This window comes from Erythrobacter litoralis (genome assembly GCF_029760855.1).
In the GTDB taxonomy this organism is placed as follows: Bacteria; Pseudomonadota; Alphaproteobacteria; order Sphingomonadales; family Sphingomonadaceae; genus Qipengyuania; species Qipengyuania litoralis_A.
Genome location: NZ_SOSI01000004.1, coordinates 53,348 through 73,584, shown reverse-complemented (window position 1 = coordinate 73,584; position 20,237 = coordinate 53,348). Strand labels below are relative to the sequence as shown.

General features: G+C 63.6%; 16 protein-coding genes. 5 read left to right on the top strand and 11 right to left on the bottom strand.

Annotated elements, in window-relative coordinates:
* Positions 1–168: 168 nt before the first annotated feature.
* A complete protein-coding gene (locus E3U23_RS08720) occupies positions 169–1,278 on the top strand; it encodes a LacI family DNA-binding transcriptional regulator (protein WP_279350861.1) in 1,110 nt (369 codons plus the stop codon).
* Positions 1,275–3,062: an IlvD/Edd family dehydratase gene (locus tag E3U23_RS08715; RefSeq protein WP_279350860.1), complete on the top strand. Its 1,788-nt coding sequence runs from the start codon at positions 1,275–1,277 to the stop codon at positions 3,060–3,062. The genes E3U23_RS08720 and E3U23_RS08715 overlap by 4 nt, the downstream gene beginning before the upstream one ends.
* A 10-nt stretch (positions 3,063–3,072) precedes the next feature.
* On the opposite strand, the gene E3U23_RS08710 is transcribed toward E3U23_RS08715, so the two are convergent.
* The 7 genes from E3U23_RS08710 to E3U23_RS08680 all read right to left on the bottom strand — a co-directional run bounded on the left by E3U23_RS08710 (position 3,073) and on the right by E3U23_RS08680 (position 11,969).
* Complete coding sequence (locus tag E3U23_RS08710) at positions 3,073–3,957, bottom strand: SMP-30/gluconolactonase/LRE family protein (protein WP_279350859.1); 885 nt, start codon at positions 3,955–3,957, stop codon at positions 3,073–3,075.
* Entirely contained in the window at positions 3,948–4,721 is a 774-nt protein-coding gene (locus E3U23_RS08705; protein WP_279350858.1) for an SDR family NAD(P)-dependent oxidoreductase, read from the bottom strand. The genes E3U23_RS08710 and E3U23_RS08705 overlap by 10 nt, the downstream gene beginning before the upstream one ends.
* A gap of 13 nt (positions 4,722–4,734) precedes the next feature.
* Positions 4,735–5,859 carry a fumarylacetoacetate hydrolase family protein gene (locus E3U23_RS08700; RefSeq protein ID WP_279350857.1) on the bottom strand — a complete coding sequence of 375 codons (1,125 nt, stop codon included), beginning with the start codon at positions 5,857–5,859 and terminating at the stop codon, positions 4,735–4,737.
* A 76-nt stretch (positions 5,860–5,935) separates the two neighbouring features.
* Entirely contained in the window at positions 5,936–7,546 is a 1,611-nt protein-coding gene (locus tag E3U23_RS08695) for a cellulase family glycosylhydrolase (RefSeq protein WP_279350856.1), read from the bottom strand.
* A gap of 19 nt (positions 7,547–7,565) precedes the next feature.
* A complete protein-coding gene (locus tag E3U23_RS08690) occupies positions 7,566–8,570 on the bottom strand; it encodes a cupin-like domain-containing protein (RefSeq protein WP_279350855.1) in 1,005 nt (334 codons plus the stop codon).
* Positions 8,571–8,574: 4 nt separating this feature from the next.
* A complete protein-coding gene (locus tag E3U23_RS08685) occupies positions 8,575–11,109 on the bottom strand; it encodes a glycoside hydrolase family 3 protein (RefSeq protein ID WP_279350854.1) in 2,535 nt (844 codons plus the stop codon).
* Positions 11,110–11,183: 74 nt separating this feature from the next.
* Positions 11,184–11,969 (bottom strand): enoyl-CoA hydratase-related protein, encoded by a 786-nt coding sequence (locus tag E3U23_RS08680; protein WP_279350853.1) that lies wholly within the window; start codon positions 11,967–11,969, stop codon positions 11,184–11,186.
* 172 nt (positions 11,970–12,141) lie between these two features.
* Here E3U23_RS08680 and E3U23_RS08675 point away from each other — a divergent pair, with 172 nt between their 5' ends.
* Positions 12,142–14,388 carry a DUF305 domain-containing protein gene (locus tag E3U23_RS08675; protein ID WP_279350852.1) on the top strand — a complete coding sequence of 749 codons (2,247 nt, stop codon included), beginning with the start codon at positions 12,142–12,144 and terminating at the stop codon, positions 14,386–14,388.
* 38 nt (positions 14,389–14,426) lie between these two features.
* On the top strand, positions 14,427–15,404 hold the full coding sequence (locus E3U23_RS08670) for an endonuclease/exonuclease/phosphatase family protein (RefSeq protein WP_279350851.1): 978 nt from the start codon (positions 14,427–14,429) through the stop codon (positions 15,402–15,404).
* On the opposite strand, the gene E3U23_RS08665 is transcribed toward E3U23_RS08670, so the two are convergent.
* A complete protein-coding gene (locus E3U23_RS08665) occupies positions 15,401–16,261 on the bottom strand; it encodes a transglutaminase-like domain-containing protein (RefSeq protein WP_279350849.1) in 861 nt (286 codons plus the stop codon). The genes E3U23_RS08670 and E3U23_RS08665 overlap by 4 nt on opposite strands.
* Complete coding sequence (locus E3U23_RS08660) at positions 16,255–17,172, bottom strand: transglutaminase family protein (protein WP_279350848.1); 918 nt, start codon at positions 17,170–17,172, stop codon at positions 16,255–16,257. The genes E3U23_RS08665 and E3U23_RS08660 overlap by 7 nt, the downstream gene beginning before the upstream one ends.
* 54 nt (positions 17,173–17,226) lie before the next feature.
* Between E3U23_RS08660 and E3U23_RS08655 the strand changes: the two genes are divergently transcribed.
* Entirely contained in the window at positions 17,227–17,970 is a 744-nt protein-coding gene (locus tag E3U23_RS08655) for an N-formylglutamate amidohydrolase (protein WP_279350847.1), read from the top strand.
* A gap of 73 nt (positions 17,971–18,043) precedes the next feature.
* Here the strand turns inward: E3U23_RS08655 and groL are convergent, their stop codons facing one another.
* Together groL and groES are read right to left on the bottom strand one after the other, a co-directional pair.
* Entirely contained in the window at positions 18,044–19,699 is a 1,656-nt protein-coding gene (gene groL / locus E3U23_RS08650) for a chaperonin GroEL (RefSeq protein WP_279350846.1), read from the bottom strand.
* A 53-nt stretch (positions 19,700–19,752) separates the two neighbouring features.
* A complete protein-coding gene (gene groES / locus E3U23_RS08645; RefSeq protein ID WP_279350845.1) occupies positions 19,753–20,040 on the bottom strand; it encodes a co-chaperone GroES in 288 nt (95 codons plus the stop codon).
* Between the last annotated feature and the right edge of the window lie 197 nt (positions 20,041–20,237).

Here is a 20,237-nt window from a genome sequence, read left to right as displayed (position 1 = left end):
GACTGAGGCTTTGTATCTGTTAGCGCTACCATGATGAGCGGGGGGAAGCCTGTCAAGTATCCGTCGACCTATCAGCAGCGCGATACGTATCGGTGGTTTGACCGAGGAAGGCACGGCTGTGCCAAGCCCTCTTGCCGGAAGTTCGGAACACGCGGTATGCGAATGTTCATGACCGCATCCTCCGCAAAAGCAGACGCCCCTTCGCGCAAGCGCGCGACACGGCGCAGTAATACCGCTCCCACAATTGCGGATGTTGCGCGGGAAGCACGGTGTTCGCCCATGACGGTGAGCCGTGTGATCAACGGCGAGGGCAATGTTCGCGAAGCAACGCGCGAGACCGTGCGCGAGGCGATCGCCAAGCTGAACTATTCGCCCAACCGCGCGGCGCGCTCGCTCGCAGGGGGCGACCAGGTGCGGATCGGGATGCTGTTCGACAATCCGTCTTCATCCTATCTGGCGGAATTCCTGATGGGTGCGCTGGAAGAGGCGACCCGGCGCGACATCCATCTCGAAGTGCAGAGCTGCGACAATGCGCCCGATAATGCGCTGCTGATTTCCAAGATGGTGGAAGGCGGTATCACGGGCTTCATCCTGCCGCCGCCATTATGCGACGACCAAGGCGTGCTCGACCTCATCCGCGATGCAGGCGGCATCGCCATCGCGGTCGGCCCCGGCCGGGCGAGCGGCACCTGCGGCGCGGTGCTGATCGACGAATATCGCGCGGCCTATGACATGACCCGGCACATCCTTTCCTTGGGCCATGAGCGGATCGGCTTCATCATTGGCAATCCTGAACAAGTGGCGAGTGGGCAGCGGCTGAAGGGATATCGCACGGCCATGGAGGAAGCGGGTCTCGACGTTTCGGACGGCCTCGTGGCCCAAGGCCAATTTACCTACCGATCCGGTATGACGGCCGCGGAAAAGCTCCTTTCGGCCAGGCAGCGCCCAACGGCCATTTTTGCCTCGAACGACGATATGGCCGCGGCGACCGTCGCCGTCGCCCATCGATTGCATCTCGACGTACCGAGCGATATCACGGTGTGCGGGTTCGACGATACCGACCTTGCCAGTTCGATCTGGCCCGAACTTACAACCATCCGCCAGCCGATCCGCGAGATGACGGCGAAGGCGGTAGCCATGATCGCCGGCATCAGCCGCGCGCGTCGCAATGGCGAGCGGACGAAGGCCGAACACGTTTCATTCCCCTACAAGCTGGTGCGCCGCAATTCGGACGCCGGCCCCTCGCTCGCCAACAGATCGGAAACACCGCCGCGATGACAGATACGAACCAGTCTCCCAAGCGCCTGCGCAGCCGCGACTGGTTCGACAATCTCGAACGCATGGACATGACCGCGCTCTATCTCGAGCGCTTCATGAATTACGGCGTTACGCCAGAGGAATTGCGTAGCGGCAAGCCCATTATCGGCATCGCGCAATCGGGCAGCGACTTGTCCCCGTGCAACCGCATCCATCTCGAACTCGCCAAACGCACGCGCGACGGCATTCGCGATGCGGGCGGCATTCCCATCGAATTTCCGGTCCATCCGATCTTCGAGAACTGTCGCCGCCCCACCGCCGCGCTCGATCGCAACCTGCTCTATCTCGGGCTGGTCGAGCTCTTGAACGGCTACCCGATCGACGGCGTCGTTCTCACCACCGGCTGCGACAAGACGACGCCGAGCCAGGTGATGGCGGCAAGCACGGTCGATATTCCCGCCATCGTCCTGTCCGGCGGGCCGATGCTGGATGGGTGGCACGAAGGCGAACTGGTCGGCAGTGGTACGGTAATCTGGCGCAGCCGCAGAAAGCTTGCCGCGGGCGAGATCGACGAAGAGGAATTTCTCAACCGCGCGACCGACAGCGCGCCGTCCGCCGGGCATTGCAATTCGATGGGCACGGCGAGCACGATGAATGCGGTCGCCGAAGCGCTGGGGCTAAGCCTTACCGGGTGCGCCGCCATTCCCGCGCCCTATCGCGAGCGCGGCCAGATGGCTTATCGCACCGGTCGCCGGATCGTCGAAATGGTACATGAGGATCTGAAGCCTTCCGACATCCTGACGCGCGAGGCGTTCCTCAATGCAATCGCCACGGTCAGCGTGATCGGCGGATCGAGCAACGCCCAGCCGCATATCCAGGCGATGGCCGCCCATGCCGGCGTGCCGCTCCCCCCTTCGATCTGGCAGGAGCATGGCTACGACCTGCCGCTGCTCGTGAATATGCAGCCGGCAGGCGCCTATCTCGGCGAGCGCTTTCACCGCGCGGGCGGCGTACCGGCGGCAATGTGGGAGTTGCTGCAGGCGGGCAGGCTGCACGGCGACGTGCGCACCTGCACCGGCACGACGCTGGCGGCAAACCTCGAAGGGCGCGAAAGCAAGGACAGGGAGATGATCCGGCCCTTCGCCGATCCGCTGATGGAGAAGGCGGGATTCCTTGTTCTCTCCGGAAACCTGTTCGATTTCGGCATCCTCAAGACATCGGTGATCTCCGACGAATTCCGCCAGCGCTACCTCTCCCGCCCTGGGAACGAAGGCATCTTCGAAGCGCGCGCCGTGGTGTTCGACGGGTCGGACGATTACCACCACCGCATCAACGATCCCACGCTTCGGATCGACGAGAACTGCATCCTCGTCGTGCGCGGATCGGGCGTGGTCGGCTGGCCGGGCAGCGCCGAGGTGGTCAACATGCAACCGCCCGACGCGCTGATCCGCAGCGGGACTCAGTGGTTGCCTACCTTGGGGGACGGCCGCCAGTCGGGCACCAGCGACAGCCCCTCCATCCTCAACGTCTCGCCCGAAAGCGCGGTGGGCGGCGGCCTCGCCTGGCTGCGGACCGGTGATACAATCCGCGTCGACCTCAATGCGAGATCATGCAATGCGCTGGTCGAGGATGCGGAAATCAGGCGACGGCTGGAGGAAGAGCCCGCTCCGCCTTATCCGGAAAGCAATACGCCGTGGGAGGAGCTGTTCCGCGAGAAAAGCGGGCAGCTCGGCGAAGGGGGCGTGATGGACTTTGCCCTGAAATATCGCGGCACCGCACGGAAACTGCCGCGGCACAATCATTGATCCCGCGGGCCTAGCCGAGCTTTACGCGAGGCTGCGCGAAGCCTGCGACGGGGGCGTCGAAGGCGAAAAGGCTGCCGGCTCGCGGATGCCGTTCCATGTCGGCGGGTTCCATGTTCTTGGTCGCGCTTGTGACGTATCCGGTGCGCAGGTCCGCACCGCCGAATGCGAGCTTGGTTATGTCGCGCGCCGGCATCTCGATCCGTTCGACCAACTCTCCGTCGGGCGAATAGCGCGCGACATGGCCGCCGAGGTAAAGACCGGTCCACACATTATCTTCCGCGTCCACCACGGGGCCGTCGGGAAAGGCATCGGGGAAGCGATCTGCGGTGCGGACGAAATCGCGCGCTTCGCTTACGCCGTTGGCCGAAAGGTCGGCGACCATGATCGTCTGCTTGGCGGTATCGGTGAAATAGATGCGCGAGCCGTCCACATTCACCGCAGGGCCGTTCGTAATCGTGATGCCGCTCGGACCGGCGGGGCGGATATCACCGCGATCGAAGACATAGAAACGTCCGCTCGCATCGCCCTCCGCATCGTCCATCGAGCCGAACCACACCCGGCCCCACGGATCGGTGCACGCGTCGTTGAGGCGGTTGCCGGATGGCTCGCCAGGCACGGCCATCAGGCGATCGAAACGCTGCTTTTCGGGATCGAACGTGTAGAGCCCCTCCTGCAAGCCGCACAGCAGCAGGCCCCCTTCCGCCGGAAGCGCCCAGCCGATCTGGCCCGGCGCTTCGCTCACCGCATTGCTGCCGGTCGCCGGATCGAAATGCCAGAGTTGTTGGCGCTTGATGTCGACGAACCAGACGACCTGTCGTCCGGCATCCCACACGACGCCTTCGCCGAGCTTGGCGTCTAGCGCGAGCGCTTGCCGAACGTTCCTATCTATCGCCATCCCGCATCCACCCAGTAATTGTGCGCGGTGCAGAACCGCGCGTCGTCGCTGGCGAGGAACAGCGCCATCGCCGCGATGTCGATCGGCAGGATGCGCCCGTCGAGGCACTGTGCGGCGACGATCTCCGCCTCTCCTTCGGGCGTATACCACTTCTCCTGTCGCGGTGTCTTCACATTGCCCGGCACGATGGTGTTGACCCGGATATTGTCGCGCCCGAATTCGCGCGCGAGGCTGCGCGTCAGACCTTCGATGGCGGCCTTCGCCGTCTGATAGAGAGCTAGGTCTTCCAGCCCCAAATGCCAGCTGATCGAACCGAGATTGACGATACTGCCGCCGCCCGACGCTTTCATCTTCGGCGCGACCGCTTGTGCGGCGAAGAACTGGTGTTTGAGGTTCACCGCCATGCGCTGGTCCCAGTATTCGGGTGTCACCTCGGCGACCGTATGCCGGTCGTCGCTCGCCGCATTGTTGAGGAGGACGTCGCAGCCGCCGATCGCCTCCACCATTTCGCCGAGCGCATCGGTGTAGGCCGAGACATCGGTGATGTCGCAGGCGCGGAACACCGGTACATGGGCCGCGCCGGAGAGGCTTTCGCACAAGTCGCGGCTCGCATCCTTGGCGATATCGACGAAGGCCACGCGTGCGCCCTGCCGTGCAAAGCCCTCGACCAGTCCGGCCCCGATGCCGGAGCCGCCGCCGCTGATGATGACGCGCTTGTCCTTTAGGCTCGGATAGAGCGCGCGGGTGTCCAGATTCTCCAGCATGACCTCCGAAGGTTCAGATCGTGTCGACGAGCCCGCGGCTCGCCAGATTGCGGACGAATGCGCCGATACCCATCGTCCAGGCAGGCGCATCGCGCGATGTGGTGACGGTATTGGTCAGCCGGCCGATACGCTGCGATGCGATGGTAACGCGATCGCCGATTTTATGGGTGAAGCCGGCACCTTGCTCGTCGCGGTCCTGCGTCGGCGCGAACAGCGTACCGCAGAACAGCACGAAGCCGTCGGGATAATGATGTTCCGAGAGGCACTGCGCCACCAGATCGAGCGGATCGCGGCTGATTTGCGCCATCTCGTTCGTCCCTTCGAGCCGATAGCCTTCCGACCCCTCGATGGTCAGTTCGACCACTGCATTTCGCACATCGTCGATCCCAAAGCTTTGATCGAACAGGCGGATGAACGGGCCGATGGCGCAGCTTGCGGTGTTGTCCTTCGCTTTCGAAAGCAGCAGCGCCGAGCGCCCTTCGAAATCGCGCAGGTTCACATCGTTGCCGAGCGCCGCACCTACGACTTCCCCGTGCGCATCGCAGACCAGCACCACTTCGGGTTCGGGGTTGTTCCAGCTGGAATCGGAGCGGACGCCGATCTCCTGTCCTGCGCCGACCGAACTTAGCACGGGCGACTTGGAAAAGATCTCCGCATCCGGCCCGATTGCGACTTCGAGATATTGCGACCACATGCCTTCCGCGATCAGCGCGTCCTTCAGTTGCATCGCTTCGGGGCTGCCGGGCACGACCGAGCGGATGCCGGAGCCGACCTTGTCCTCGAGCTGGCCGCGTATTTCAGCCGCCCTCGCCGCATCGCCGCGCGCGCGTTCCTCGATCACCCGCTCGAGGGCGGACAGCGCGAAGGTGACGCCGCTCGCCTTGATGCATTGGAGATCGATCGGGGAGAGGAGCGACCATCCTTCAGGCAAGCCATCCTCGATCGCCCCGATCCGTTCACCGCCGTCGAACGCTCGCCGCACAATTGCGCCGCTCACGCTGGAAACTTCGCAGGTCAGGTCGAAAAGAACGCCCCCGCGGATCGCCACCACGCAGGGCCCGGCGGGCGTATGCACCCGTCCGATGAAACGCCCTTCGGCGAAATCGCCGGGCAGAATGTCGTGCAATGTCTCGGCCACTTGGCCCCACTCCCTTTGATACCGCTACCATATGCGGGAGACTTGCGCCCGGCAAGCCATGCTCGTGTTTCTGTTTCTACTGCGTGATGGAGGCGGCATCCGCAACCACGATAGCCTGCCCGATTTCGAGCGTTTGCACCGCGCTTCCGAATTGCATCACGGCGAGGGCATCCTTGCGCGGGATATCGGCATCGGCAACGGCGCTGACTTCATGGAATTGCCAGTCGGGGCCGACCGATACGGTTGTATCGCCGAATCCGGGATAAGGTTCGCGGTCGCGCTGGAAGCGTACCTGTACCATACCCTTGCCATCCGGTGCCTCGCTCGACACCGCCCGCGCCCAGAAACCGATCGTGTATCGGCGACCCTCTTCGATGTCGGCGATCAGCGGGATGTTCGCGCCTGCCGACCACGGATCGCCTGCGCGGGTGACCTCGAACGTCAAGGCGACACCGCCGTTCGGAACCTCCGCCTGCGCGTTTACCGATCGCTTCAGCGCGGGGCCGTAGCTCGTCCATTCCAAGGACGAGGGATCGTTGACCAGCCAGCCAGGCAATTGGTCGTCGAACGCTGCCAGTTCGGAAGGCAGCCGCCGGGCTTTGGGTTCCCTGCTCGTATCGAAAGCCGGAGCTGGGCCAGCGGTGGACATGGGCGGGGCAGTCGTGTCGTCCGCAAGCCCGAGCGCGCCGCGCATGCCCGCGAGCCATTCGCCCTTCTGCGCGTCGTAGAACGGGAAGGTGTTGGTGTAGGCCCAAGTGCAGATGCCGACACCGAGCGGCGCAAAAGCCTCGTGCACCGCCTTTGCATAGGCGACCCGCTGCGCGAGCGGCACGTGTTCCTCATACGCGCCCGTCTCGCCCATGAAGGGCAATTTGCCCGTCCGTTCGGCGTAGGCGCGGACTTTGGCAACATCGCCGGCGAGCTGCGCCGCATCGCCCGCTTCGCCGTAGCTGCGACCGACCGGCGGAGCTTCGGGCTCGACCCACGATGCGCCCTGATGGGTGAAAGCGAAGGGTTCGTAATAATGAAATGTCGGATAGGCGTTGGGGTCTTCGGGCAGCGGCAGGGTCGCGAGCGAATCCACCCCGCTCCAGTTTCCGCCGCCATAGATGACCGGCCGCGTCGGGTTCGTCTCACGCACGGCAGCAAGCGCCGGAGCGAGCGTTTCGAGAAGATTGTCATTGGTGAACTTGTTATGCGGTTCGTTCTCCAGCTCGAACCACAGTGTGTCTTCGGGATAGCCCGCGAAGCGGGCTGCGACCTGCCGCCACACGCCGCCATGCCACGGGGCGACCCCAGCGGGATCTTCGTGGATCGGATTGAAATGATGGCTGTCGAGAATGACGTTGAGGCCGGACGCCAGCGCCATGTCGACCACCTCGGTCACCCGGTCGAGCCAAGCCGGTTCGATGGTATAAGGCGCCTCGCTGCTGCTATGCGTATCCCAGCGCACCGGCAGGCGGATGGTCTGGAAGCCCGTTGCCGCGATGCGCTCGAAATCGGCCGCATCGATCCTTTTCGTGCCGTGCATCCCCTCGTCTTCCAGCTCGAGCGAATTGCCCATATTGATGCACGTGCCGACCGGCAGGGTGGCCGGAGCGGTGACTTCCGCGGGCTGCTGCGCCAAGGCGGGCAGGGGAATGATAGCGCTAGCAAAAGCGGCGGCGAGAAGGATCTGTTTGTACATCGGGCTCTCCCTTTCGGTTTTATCGTGACGTGAGGACCTGCACGAGGAAGCGCAGAATTTGCTCCTCGCGCTGGGGCGTAGCGGGGCCGTTCACCCCTTTCGCGTGATCGGGCAGATGCGCGGCGGCATCGGACGCATCATCGTCGAACACGAAATGGTCGAACCATGCGCGCCACGCCTTGCGCTGGTAGGCGGGCTGTTCGCGGATCGCGAGCATGGCATGGATCAGCGCGAGGAAGCCGCCGCCGCGCGTCGCATCATTGTGCCAGTAATTCATCAGCATGTTGACCGGCGCGGTGGCCGTGACGTGATGCCACCACAGCGTCGGGATATAGAGCGCATCGCCCGGCTCCAACTCGACCGTCTGGGCATGCGCTTCCGCCTCCTCGAACCGGGGATAGCGATCCGTATCCGGCGCGAGGGGATCGACCATGCTGACGGGCTGGCCCGCCAGCGTCACGTTGAGCGGGCCGACATAGAGGTTCGCCGTCTGTTCGGGCGGGAACAGGGTGAAGCGGCGCGTGCCGAGCACGCAGACCGCGACATTGTCCGACAGGTCGAAATGGGTCGCGACTTGGCTCGCATTCCCGAGCCAGATACGCGGCACCGCTTCGACCGTATCCAGCAGCGGCAGGGCATTGGCCTCGGCAAAACCGGGGAGGTGGGAGCGCGCATCGACCGCGCCCGCATAGATGCCGATGGGATCGTCTTGATGGGCGATCCTGCGCAAATGTTCGGCAAGGCCCGTTAGGTCGAGCCTTTCGCGGCGGAAATTGAACCCCCGCATATCGGGCGCGTAGAAGAACCGCCCCTTTTCCGCTGCAGGGGCGAGCATGATGTCCGCCGGCTGGCGGCTGTCGCACTCTTCGACATAGCGCAGTGCCGCATCGCTCCCCTGTCGCGCGGCCGAAACCGCCGGCCAGTCCTGCGCAAGACCGCGCATGACCACCGGCCTGTAAAGCGGGCGAATGTCCCGCTCGAAGGTTTCGGCATCGACCGGGTCGATTTGGGCGACCGGCGTCATGACGTCAATTGCAGGGCAGCGTCACGTCGGCATCCGTACCCAACCGAACTTCGCCGATGGCATAGTCCGCCTGTCCGGTGGTGCGGATGACGAAGGGTTCGGTCAGATTGGCGACGTCCGCACCTTTGCTCCGCAAGCACTTCAGCGGCAGACCGTAGGTCACGAAATCGTCCGATACCGGCATATCGATGGCCGTGAACCCGCGGCTGTCCGGGCCGATCGCGCCGAGCTGCGCGGTATCGGGTGCGTCCCAAACCTTCAGCGTCGTCAGCAGCAGCACGTCGGCATTGGTTTCGCGGTCGATATCCTGCGCTTCCAGATTGCTGAGGGACACTTCGGCATCGCCGCCGGAAATGGCGAAGCGGCGTGCGCCTTCCTGCACGATGTAGTTCTCCGCCGTCACGCGCGCCCGGCCACCTAGCGCCTCGGCGGGCACGGTGGTGATGCGGGTCTGGTCGGCCTGGGCCGGACCCTTCACCAGCAGCGACCAGCGCGCTGCCGGAGAACCGGCGCGGAACCACACGCGGCTGTCGCCCTCCGCCTCGGTCATGTCGACTTCGGGAAGGGCGCTCCAGGCACTTTGTGCGCCCGATGCGTAGCTGAGGCCGTAGCCGTACTCGTACAACGCGCCGTCGCTCATATCGGGTGTGCGGGGCCAGGCGGCGGGCAGCTTCCCGGTGAAATCGTACGCGGCATTCCCGTCGGCGCTGGCAACCAGCAAATCGGCCACGCCGCCTCCTTCGCTACCCGGCAGCCAAGCGACCACAAAAGCATCGGCGGTATTCAGGGCAGGGTTCACGTAGAGCGGGCGGCCGGTAATCATCACCGCGACGACCGGAATGCCTTCCGCCTTCAGCTTCGCCATCGTTTCGTACGGCGCGGTAAGCTGCGGATCGAGCGTCAGCTGTGCGCGGTCGCCCTGGAATTCGGCATAGGGTTCTTCGCCGAACACCACCACGGCGGCATCGGGCTTTTGCATATAGCTGCCGTCGGCCGACAGGGTGGCGGTGCCGCCGCCCGCCTCGACCGCCTGCTTAAGACCGCTGTAGATCGAAGTCGCGCCGGGGAAGAGATCGTTCTCGAGACCTGTACCCTGCCATGTGATCGTCCACCCGCCGCTCTGACGCGCGATGTCGTCCGCGCCGTCACCCGCTACGAGCAGGCGGCCGCCCGGCGCGATCGGGAGGACGCCCTGGTTCTTGAGCAGCACCAGCGACTTGCGCACCGCCTCGCGCGCAACCGCGCGATGCTCAGGCGCGCCGAGCAGCTCGTATTGCCCCGACAGCGGCCGGGTCGAAGGCTTACCCGCCTCGAACAGGCCGAGCCGCATCTTCACCCGCAGGATACGAGCGACGGCGTCGTCGATCCGTTCCATCGGGACGGTTCCGGCACGCGCCTTGGTCAAAAGGTCGTCGTAGATCGCCTTCCACGTATCGGGCGCCATGTACATGTCGATCCCAGCCTCGATAGCCTTGGGACAGCTTTCATTGGTGCAGCCTTCGACCTGCCCGTGGGCATTCCAGTCGGAAACGACGAAGCCGCCAAAATCCATCCGGTCTTTCAGGACCCCGGTAAGCAGGCTTTCATTGCCCGTCATCTTCACGCCTTGCCAGCTGGAGAAACTCGCCATCACCGTGGCCACGCCTTCTGCGATCGCGGGGCCGTAGGGTGCGCCGTGAATGTTGCGCAGCTCCGCTTCGCTGATCGAGGCATCGCCCTGATCGACGCCGCGATCCGTGCCGCCATCGGCAAGGAAGTGCTTGGTCGAGGCGATCACATAGGGGCCAGCCAGAAGGTTGGTGTTTGTCGGAGGACCCTGCAGTCCGCGCACCATCGCGCCGACATAGGAGGCAACCAGCTGCGGGTTGGAGGAATAACCTTCATAGGCGCGGCCCCAGCGGAAATCCTGCGGCACGGCGACGGTGGGCGCGAAGGTCCACTCCTGCCCCGTGACGCGGATTTCCTTGGCGGTCGCCTGCGCGATCTTCTCGATCAGCGCGGGATCGCGCATCGCGCCGAGCCCGATATTGTGTGGGAAGAGCGTCGCCCCGATGATGTTCGAGTGCCCGTGAACCGCGTCCGTCCCCCAGACCACGGGCACGCCCACGCCGCCGTCGCTCTTGTCGATCGAGGCTTCGTAGAACTCATCCGCCGCTTTCAACCACTGCGGGGCGGGAGCGAAATCGTCGCCATACGGGCCGGAATTGCCGCCCACCAGGATTGAACCGAGATTGTAGGTCTTAACGTCTTCCGGCGTGACGCAGCACAGATCGGCTTGCACGACTTGGCCGATCTTCTCTTCCAGCGTCATGCGCGAGATAATGTCGGCGATGCGCTGTTCCTGTGCAGGCACTACCGGCACCGGGTAATCGTAGGATGGCCAGATTTCCGGATTGGCGACGCCATTCGCTTGCGTCGCGGCATCGGGCGCATCCGCGGCCGGTACGGACGTGGCCATATCGTCCTGCGCCATGGTGGCGCACGCGGCGAGCGAAACGCTCGACGCGAGCAGACAGAACGTACGACTGATATTCCCCATGCAATCCTCCCGGCGGATCCCGCTCTTTCGGGATCTCGTATGAGAGCGCTAACATAAAATCAATGGGCTGGTGGTCAGGCGCCTTTGAATTCGGCTTTGCGTTTCTGAAGAAAGGCCATGGCACCCTCCGCAGCATCCTGGGTATTGCCGGCCTGCCGCTGCGCTTCGGCTTCTGCGGACAGCGTGGTCGCAAGGTCGGCTTGCAGACCCTGCCGCATGACCTGCTTCATTGCGCCGAGCGCGACCGTAGGGCCGTTCGCCAGCCGTTCGGCCAAGGCGCGTGCATCGCTTTCGAGTGCGTCGTCCTCGACGCAGCGATAGATCAGACCGATCCGCTCGGCCTCTTCCGCATGAACCTTCTCGCCCAGCATCATCATCCGTGCCGCCTGCGCGCTGCCGATGAGGCGCGGCAGCATCCAGCTCGATCCGCCATCGGGAACAAGCCCGATATTGACGAAGGCCTGAAGAAAGTAGCCGCTCTTTCCGGCGATGACGAAGTCCGCCGTTAGCGCAATCGAACAGCCCACGCCCGCCGCCGGCCCCTGGACTTGCGCGACCACAGGAACCGGAAGGTTTGTCAACGCCTGTATCAGTGGGTTGTAGTACCGGCTGAGCGAGGCTTTCGCGCGTTCGCCGCCGGTTTGCGTGCTTCGCGCATTGCTCGCGAGATCGGCACCCGAGCAGAACGCGCGCCCTTCGCCCTTCAGGAGAACGGCCCGCGCATCGCCGAGATCGGTGACGGCGGCGAACAGTTCCTCGGCCATTTGCGGCGGGCAGGCATTAAGCCGCTCGGGACGGTTCAGCGTAACCGTGAGAACGGCGTTATCGCGCGAGGCTTTGATAGTTTCGAATTCGCTCATCTCGTGATCCTTCGACGAATTGGCTGCTTCTGCAGTGAAATCGGGAATGGTGGCCGATTGCAAGCGAAGTAGCCTCCTTGGTGCGACAATGACGGCCGTTCGTAGAGAATTCCCTTGACCCGCCGCCTCTGCGGGCCTTGCTATGACACGAAATTATTCGGGGATCGACATCATGACACATCCGCTTCGTGCGCTCGCTTGCAGCCTCCTTCTATCCGCATCGGTTCCGGCCCTGGCACAGGAAGCGTCCATCGTTCTGCCGGGGGCGCCCGGTGCGCAATCCAAGGTGATCGGCGCGGACGAAGCGATTGCCCTGTCAGATACGCGGTACTCGCCGGCCGACGTCTCGTTCATGCAGGGCATGATCGTCCATCATGGCCAGGCGGTTGAGATGGCGGCGCTGGTCGATCAGCGAACCAGCAACGAACAGATCCGTGCGATCGCGGACCGGATCGATGGTTCGCAGGCCGACGAGATCGCGTTCATGACCGAGTGGCTCGAGAGCCGGGGTGAGCCGATTGCGATGCAGGGCATGGGCGGCATGCAGCACCATGCGGGCATGAACCATGCCGAGCACATGGACATGATGGGCATGGCGAGCCCCGAACAGATGGCTGCACTGGCCGATGCCGACGGTGCCGAATTCGACCGCATGTTCCTCAATCTGATGATCCGCCATCATCAGGGCGCGATCGAAATGGTTCAGGATCTCCATCGTCAACCGGGCAGCGCCTACGATCCGGTCATGTTCGAGTTCACCAACGATATCGTAAACGATCAGGAAACCGAGATCGAACGGATGAACGTGCTGTTGGCCGGGCTTTCCGGCGATCCGCGCGTCGGTTTGGCGGCAGGCTTCCGCGATGCAGGCGAGGCGATCAGCAATATGCGCCTCATTGCGGCGCTGCCGAAGCCGACCGGTTTCTTCGACCCCCAGAACCCCGCGCAATTGCAGCCGGCACTCGAGAATAAGGATGCGGGCGAAGATGCTGCCGCGGACGGCGAGCGCGTCGATGCCGAAGGTTCGACCGAGCCGGAAGGTGATGAGGACGATCAGGATCGGTTCGGCCAGCGCTCGTCGCTCCTCAGCTTTGCCAATACGGACATGGCATTTTCCGGCGATATGATGGTGGCGGGCAATTACCATGGCTTCAATGCCTATCGTCTCGGCGAAGACGGTATGCCCTCGCTTGTCAGCTCCGTCGTCTGTCCGGGCGGGCAGGGCGATGTTTCGATCGTCGGCAATCTTCTCTTCATGAGCGTGCAGGACAGCCGTGCCCGGGTCGATTGCGGCCTTGGCGGAGTGGCAGAGCGGGTCAGCGACGAACGGTTCCGCGGACTTCGCATCTTCGATATTTCCGATATCGCGCGCCCGGTTCAGGTTGGTCAGGTGCAGACATGCCGGGGCAGCCACACGCACTCGATCGTAAGCGCGGATGCGGACCGGGTCGTCGTCTATAATTCGGGTACGTCCTATGTCCGCCCGAACGAGGAGCTTGCGGGCTGCTTCGAAACAGGCGGCGACAACACCGCGCTGTTCAGCATCGACGTGATCGAGGTGCCGGTTGCCAATCCCGGCGCTTCGCGGATCACTTCGTCGGCCCGCGTATTTGCCGAAGACGAACGGATTGCGGGGCTCTGGCTCGGCGGAGACCACGGCGAGGGTACGCAGGACACCCGTATCACCGATCACTGCCACGACATCACCGTCTTCCCCGCGAAGAACATTGCCGCCGGTGCATGTTCGGGGAACGGTATCATTCTCGACATTTCCGATCCGCTCAACCCGACGCGGATCGATGACGTAACCGAAACCGGTTTTGCCTACTGGCATTCCGCCACGTTCAACAATGACGGCACGAAAGTGCTCTTCACCGACGAGTGGGGCGGCGGCGGAAGACCGCGGTGCCAAGCCGGCGATCCGATGGATTGGGGCGCGGACGCGATCTACGAACTGAAGGACGGCAAACTCGATTATGCCAGCCTCTACAAGATGCCCGCGCCGCAGACGGACAAGGAGAATTGCGTCGCGCATAACGGCTCGATCATCCCGGTGCCGGGCCGCGATATCTTCGTGCAGGCGTGGTATCAGGGCGGCATTTCGGTGATCGATTTTACCGATGCGAAGAACCCGGTCGAAATCGCCTATTTCGACCGCGGCCCGGTGGATGAGGACCAACTCGTGACCGGCGGCTACTGGTCGGCCTACTGGTATAACGGCCATATCTACGCGACCGAGATCAGCCGTGGGCTCGACGTTTTCGCACTGGAGCCGAGCGAGTTCCTTACCGCCGAGGAAATCGAGGCTGCCAAACAGGCCCAATATCCGGGCGACGTGCTGAACCCGCAGACCCAGACGCAGGTAACCTGGCCGCAAGCTGCGGTTGACGCGGCGGAGGCGAGCCGCAAGGGCGGCTAAGGCTGCACATCCGCGGCCTTGCGAAAAGGGGGCCGCAGATGAAGACATTCGGGTGGAGAGGCTGGGCGTTCGTCGCGCTCGGCCTCGTTATGACGGCGCTCGCGCTGGTATCGTTATGGCCGACCAACCGCGGGCTCGTGCGTGTGCTCGATTTCGTGCGCGAACCATCGATTTATCTCGCGGCGCTGCTCGGCGTGCTGGCACTGTTCTTTGCGGGGCGGGGGAAGTGGCTGGCGATCGGCCTGTTCGGCACTGCGGCGCTGGTGAATTTCGTTCGCATCTGGCCCTATTCCCTGTTCGCGCCCACGACGCTCGCGCTAACTCCGGCGGAAGAGGAAGCTTGCGTTCGGGTCCTGTCGTTCAACGTGAAGCAGGCGAACGACCAATACGACCGGACCGCGGCGCTGATCCGCGACGTCGATCCCGACATCCTGTTCCTGACCGAGACCAATCGGGACTGGCTGACGGCGCTGCAGCCGGAACTGGCGCGCTATCCGAACATGCGGACGATGCCGCTTGAGAATCGCTACGGAAAGATCTTCGCTACCCGCCTTGCCGTGGAGAATGCGAGCATGGTCGCCAATACCAGCGCGAATACGCCGACGCTTTACGCCACCCTACGCATGCCGAACGATGCACGGTTCGAACTGGTTGGCCTGCACCCGCGCCCGCCGCGCCCCGGAGAGAGCAGCGAGAGCCGCGATGAGAACATCGCCCGCGCAGGTTCGCGCACACCGGACGGGCTGGAGAACGTGCTGGTGATCGGGGACTTCAACGACGTTCCATGGTCGCGCACGACCACTCGCTTCCGCGAGGAAGGCGACTTCCTGGATCCGCGGGCGGGCCGGGGGACTTTCGCGACGTTTCCGGTGCCGTACACGCTGGCAGGCTGGCCGCTCGACCAATTGCTGGTCCGCAGCGGCGTCCACGTTTCGAAATTCGAACGCGGGCCGGATGTCGGCTCCGATCACTTGCCGCTGATTGCGACCGTGTGCGTGGACACGCCCGCGTCCTAACGGGCCGACTGTGGCAGGGCGGTTTCTTCCGGCGGACGCGAAAGGTCGGTGTCCGCCACCTCGTCGGTATGGACGTGGAACTTTGCGAGCGTCGCCGCGCCGAATTGCGTGGTGAGCGCCGCATCGGTCGCATCCCGCCCGCGTGCCATCACTATCCGGCCGATCCGCGGCGTATTGTGGCGCGCGTCGAAGGTATACCATTTCCCGCCCAGATACGCTTCGAACCAAGCGGAGAAATCCATCGGATAGTCCACCGGTTCGATTCCGAGATCGCCGAGATAGCCGGTGCAGTAGCGCGCCGGAATGTTCGCCGCGCGGCATAACGTAATCGCGAGATGCGCAAAGTCGCGACATACGCCGAAGCGCTGATCGAAGACCGAGGCCGCACTGTGCTCGGTGCTCGCCTTCATGTAATCGAACTCGATCCGTTCATGCGCGGCAGTGACCAGCGCCTGTACCCGCGCCCAGCCGGGCGGATGATCCTTCGCGACATTCCAAGCCTGGTCGATCAGCTTGCTGACCTCGCAATAGCGGGAGTTGAGAAGGAACTGCATGACGTCGTCGGGCAGGTCCTCGATCGGTACCTGCGCGGCATCCTCCGCCACCGGATCGGGTTCGCCGCTGTCCTCGATCACGAAATCCGCCGACAGGGTGACGCCGCCTTCGGGCACGACGAAGCGGCTGCAAACGTTACCGAAATGGTCGATATATTGATGCACCGGGATCGGCGGATCGGTCTTCAGCATTTCAGGCGTGCGCAAGTCGCTTTGCCGCTCCGGCCTGACATTGAGCAGCGCCAGCATGGGGACGGGCACGTCGCATTCGAAGCGCAAATCGTATCCGGTGCGGATCAGCATGATGCGGGTTCCTTTGCCGGCTGCGGGGGGTGGCTGGTGCTGAGATCGAGCTGCTTGATGCGTACGTCGACTTCCATATCGATGTGGCTGCCTTTCATGCCGACCCACGTGCCGGATAGGGGGATGGCCTGCACGGGATCGCGTGCGACGGCGACGCGGATCAGCCCGCGATTGCCGACGATACCATTGGTAGGGTCGAACTCGATCCAGCCCGAGCCCGGAAGGAACACGCGCAGCCAGGCATGGGTCGAATGCCCGCCGATCCGCGCGCGCTCATTGTCCGGTTGATAGAGATAGCCCGAAACGAAGCGAGCCGCGAAACCCAGCGCCCTTACCGCGTCCATCATTAGGACCGCGTAATCGCGGCAGGTGCCCTTCTTCAGCGCGAGGGTATCGAGCGGGTCCTGAATGCCCTTGTCGTAACGGGGTTCGTACTCGAACTCGGTATGGATCGTCTGCGTCATGCGGCGCAGCAGGTCGAGCGTGCCGGTCTGCCCTTCGCCTACGAACCCACGCGCCCAGGCATCGATCGTGCGGCCGCTATCGGCGTATTCCCGTTCGATCGACCGCAACAGGTCGGGCATGTCCTCCGCCGAATAGGTGAAGGGATAGGTTGCGGCGTACTCCTCGACCGCGATATCCTCTTCCGCCAGCGGCAGATGTTCGACCTCCGCCGTGCCGCGCACTTCCAGTTCGTCCGCGCGCTCATCGAAGGTGGCGACGGCGACGGCGTTGCCGAAGACATCCTGCAGCCAACGCAGGGCGAGCGGTTCGGGCGTTATTTCCAGCGACGCTTCCAGCACGCGCTGGTCGTAGCTTTCGCGCGGACGCACGAGGATGCGATGTTCGCCGAACGCCACGTCGCGGCGATAGCGGTAGCGGGTGACATGGTTGATCGATACGGTGGGCATGACGGTGCGCTGCGGCGCGCGAGCGACCCTTTTCAGTTATTTGGACGAAATCACATGCTGCTTAACGAACAAGACGGCGATCCGGTCCGCACCAACGGTATCGAGATCACCCGCAGCCCGTTCCTGCTGATCGGCGATCACGCCGGGCGGGCGATCCCGGCGTCGCTTGGCGATATGGGTTTGAGCGAGGAAGACCGGGGGCGGCACATCGCAGTCGATCTCGGCGCGCGGGAGCTCGGGCTGGTCCTTGGCGAGCGTTTGCAGGCGCCGTTCCTCGCGCAGCATTTCTCGCGGCTGGTGTGCGACTGCAACCGCCATCCCGACGACCCTAGCTGGGCCGCAGCCGAGAGTGATGGGACCAAGGTCCCCGCCAATACCGATCTGTCGGACGGGGCGCGGCAACAGCGGCTCGATGAGATCTTCGAACCCTATCACCTAGCGATCGAGCAGGCACTGGAAGCGCGGCGTTTCTACGGTGCGAGCACCGCGCTGATCTCCCTGCACAGCTTCACACCCAGCATGAACGGCGGGGACCGGCCGTGGGAAATCGGCATTCTGCATGACGGGCGCGAGGATGCGCTGGCGCTGAAGGTTCTGGAGAGATTGCGCGACGTCGAAGGCCTGCACGTCGGCGACAACGAACCGTACGACATGGACGAAACCGACTACACCGTGCCGCGCCACGCCTATCCGCGCGATCTGCCCTATATCGAGATCGAGGTCCGGCAGGACTGTCTGGCAGACGAGGCCGGGGTGAGGCGAATAGCCGATCTTCTCGCCGCTGCGCTTACGGACTGACCAAAGATACGAAAAAGCCCGGCAGGATCGCTCCCGCCGGGCTTCTTATTGTTCGCAGAGGAACGGGTGAGGCTTAGAAGCCCATGCCGCCCATTCCGCCCATGCCGCCCATATCGGGCATGCCGGCACCGCCGCCATTCGACTTGTCTTCCGGCTTGTCGACCACGGCAGCTTCCGTGGTGATCAAGAGGCCGGCAACCGAAGCGGCGTTCTGCAGCGCGGTACGCACGACCTTGGTCGGGTCGATCACGCCGGCCTGTACGAGGTTTTCGTACGTGTCGGTCGCCGCGTTGAAGCCGAGGTTTTCATCGTTGCCGTCGAACAGCTTGCCCGAAACGACTGCGCCGTCATGGCCGGCATTGCTGGCGATCTGGCGAACCGGAGCGGTCAGCGCACGGCGGACGATGTCGATGCCGCGGGTCTGGTCGTCGTTTTCCCCGGAAAGACCCTGGAGGGCCTTCGAGGCATAGAGCAGCGCGGTACCGCCGCCCGGAACGATGCCTTCTTCCACCGCAGCGCGGGTCGCGTGCAGCGCATCGTCGACACGGTCCTTGCGCTCCTTCACTTCGACTTCGGTAGCACCGCCGACCTTGATCACGGCAACGCCGCCGGCAAGCTTGGCAAGACGCTCTTGCAGTTTCTCGCGGTCGTAATCGCTGGAGGTGTTGTCGATCTGCGTGCGGATTTCCGAAACGCGGGCCTTGATGTCGCCCTCATCACCGGCACCGTCGACGATCGTGGTGTTGTCCTTGTCGATGGTGACGCGCTTGGCTTCGCCGAGCATGCCGAGCGTAACGTTTTCGAGCTTGATGCCGAGATCTTCAGAGATCATCTCGCCCTTGGTCAGGATCGCGATATCCTGCAGCATCGCCTTGCGGCGATCGCCGAAGCCCGGAGCCTTGACCGCTGCGACCTTGAGGCCGCCGCGCAGCTTGTTGACCACGAGGGTGGCCAGCGCTTCGCCTTCGATGTCTTCTGCGATGATCAGCAGCGGACGGCCCGATTGGACCGCAGCTTCGAGCACGGGAAGCATCGACTGGAGGTTCGACAGCTTCTTCTCGTGGATCAGGATGTACGGATTTTCGAGTTCGACCGTCATCTTGTCCGGGTTGGTGATGAAGTACGGCGAGAGGTAGCCGCGATCGAACTGCATGCCTTCGACGGTTTCGAGCTCGAATTCGAGGCCCTTGCTCTCGTCGACGGTGATCACGCCTTCCTTGCCGACCTTGTCCATGGCTTCGGCGATCTTTTCGCCGACTTCACGGTCGCCATTGGCGGAGATGATGCCGACCTGAGCGATTTCGCCCGAGCCCGACACGTCCTTCGAACGGTTCTTGAGATCGGCTACGACCTTATCGACCGCGAGGTCGATGCCGCGCTTCAGGTCCATCGGGTTCATGCCGGCCGCGACCGACTTCATGCCCTCGGTCACGATCGACTGGGCGAGCACGGTGGCGGTGGTGGTGCCGTCACCCGCCGCGTCGTTCGACTTGGAGGCAACTTCCTTGAGCATCTGCGCGCCCATGTTCTCGAACTTGTCCTTGAGTTCGATTTCCTTGGCGACGGTGACGCCGTCCTTAGTGATGCGCGGGGCGCCGAAGCTCTTGTCGATCACGACGTTGCGGCCCTTCGGGCCCAGCGTGACCTTCACGGCGTTGGCGAGGGTGTCGACGCCGCGCTGAATGCCTTCGCGCGCGTCGCGGCTGAACTTTACGTCCTTGGCTGCCATTGGTGTTTCTCCTGGAATGTAACTGTAACTGGGAAAGCGTCAGAGGTGTCGGCTCAGCCGATCACACCCATGATGTCGCTTTCCTTCATGATGAGCAGGTCTTCTCCGTCGACCTTGACTTCGGTGCCCGACCATTTGCCGAACAGGACGCGGTCGCCCTCTTTGACATCCATCGGGGTGACCTTGCCGTCTTCCGAACGCGCGCCCGAACCGACGGCGACGATTTCGCCTTCGCTCGGCTTTTCCTTGGCGCTGTCGGGGATGATGATCCCGCCGGCGGTCTTTTCCTCGGCTTCGATGCGACGGACCAGCACGCGGTCGTGCAGCGGACGAAATGCCATGTTTGAACCTCTTCGAATAAGGTGTGAATGATGAACTTGGCACTCCCGATCGAGAGTGCCAGCGCGGCGCATATGTGAATGCGGCAATGCCGAGTCAACGGGGGCGATGCGAAAAAATTGTCGGTGTTCCTCGAAGCGTGCGCGAGGGTGGCCAGACTGGGTTCGAACCGCTAAGAGCCGCCGAAATCCGCCATTCG

Excerpts from the sequence above, each read along its gene's own strand:
- groL (WP_279350846.1), bottom strand. The coding sequence starts at position 19,699 with ATGGCAGCCAAGGACGTAAAGTTCAGCCGCGACGCGCGCGAAGGCATT.
- E3U23_RS08655 (WP_279350847.1), top strand. The coding sequence starts at position 17,227 with ATGCTGCTTAACGAACAAGACGGCGATCCGGTCCGCACCAACGGTATC.
- E3U23_RS08665 (WP_279350849.1), bottom strand. The coding sequence starts at position 16,261 with ATGCTGATCCGCACCGGATACGATTTGCGCTTCGAATGCGACGTGCCC.
- E3U23_RS08660 (WP_279350848.1), bottom strand. The coding sequence starts at position 17,172 with ATGCCCACCGTATCGATCAACCATGTCACCCGCTACCGCTATCGCCGC.
- E3U23_RS08720 (WP_279350861.1), top strand. The coding sequence starts at position 169 with ATGACCGCATCCTCCGCAAAAGCAGACGCCCCTTCGCGCAAGCGCGCG.
- E3U23_RS08675 (WP_279350852.1), top strand. The coding sequence starts at position 12,142 with ATGACACATCCGCTTCGTGCGCTCGCTTGCAGCCTCCTTCTATCCGCA.
- E3U23_RS08710 (WP_279350859.1), bottom strand. The coding sequence starts at position 3,957 with ATGGCGATAGATAGGAACGTTCGGCAAGCGCTCGCGCTAGACGCCAAG.
- groES (WP_279350845.1), bottom strand. The coding sequence starts at position 20,040 with ATGGCATTTCGTCCGCTGCACGACCGCGTGCTGGTCCGTCGCATCGAA.
- E3U23_RS08685 (WP_279350854.1), bottom strand. The coding sequence starts at position 11,109 with ATGGGGAATATCAGTCGTACGTTCTGTCTGCTCGCGTCGAGCGTTTCG.
- E3U23_RS08705 (WP_279350858.1), bottom strand. The coding sequence starts at position 4,721 with ATGCTGGAGAATCTGGACACCCGCGCGCTCTATCCGAGCCTAAAGGAC.
- E3U23_RS08715 (WP_279350860.1), top strand. The coding sequence starts at position 1,275 with ATGACAGATACGAACCAGTCTCCCAAGCGCCTGCGCAGCCGCGACTGG.
- E3U23_RS08690 (WP_279350855.1), bottom strand. The coding sequence starts at position 8,570 with ATGACGCCGGTCGCCCAAATCGACCCGGTCGATGCCGAAACCTTCGAG.
- E3U23_RS08680 (WP_279350853.1), bottom strand. The coding sequence starts at position 11,969 with ATGAGCGAATTCGAAACTATCAAAGCCTCGCGCGATAACGCCGTTCTC.
- E3U23_RS08695 (WP_279350856.1), bottom strand. The coding sequence starts at position 7,546 with ATGTACAAACAGATCCTTCTCGCCGCCGCTTTTGCTAGCGCTATCATT.
- E3U23_RS08670 (WP_279350851.1), top strand. The coding sequence starts at position 14,427 with ATGAAGACATTCGGGTGGAGAGGCTGGGCGTTCGTCGCGCTCGGCCTC.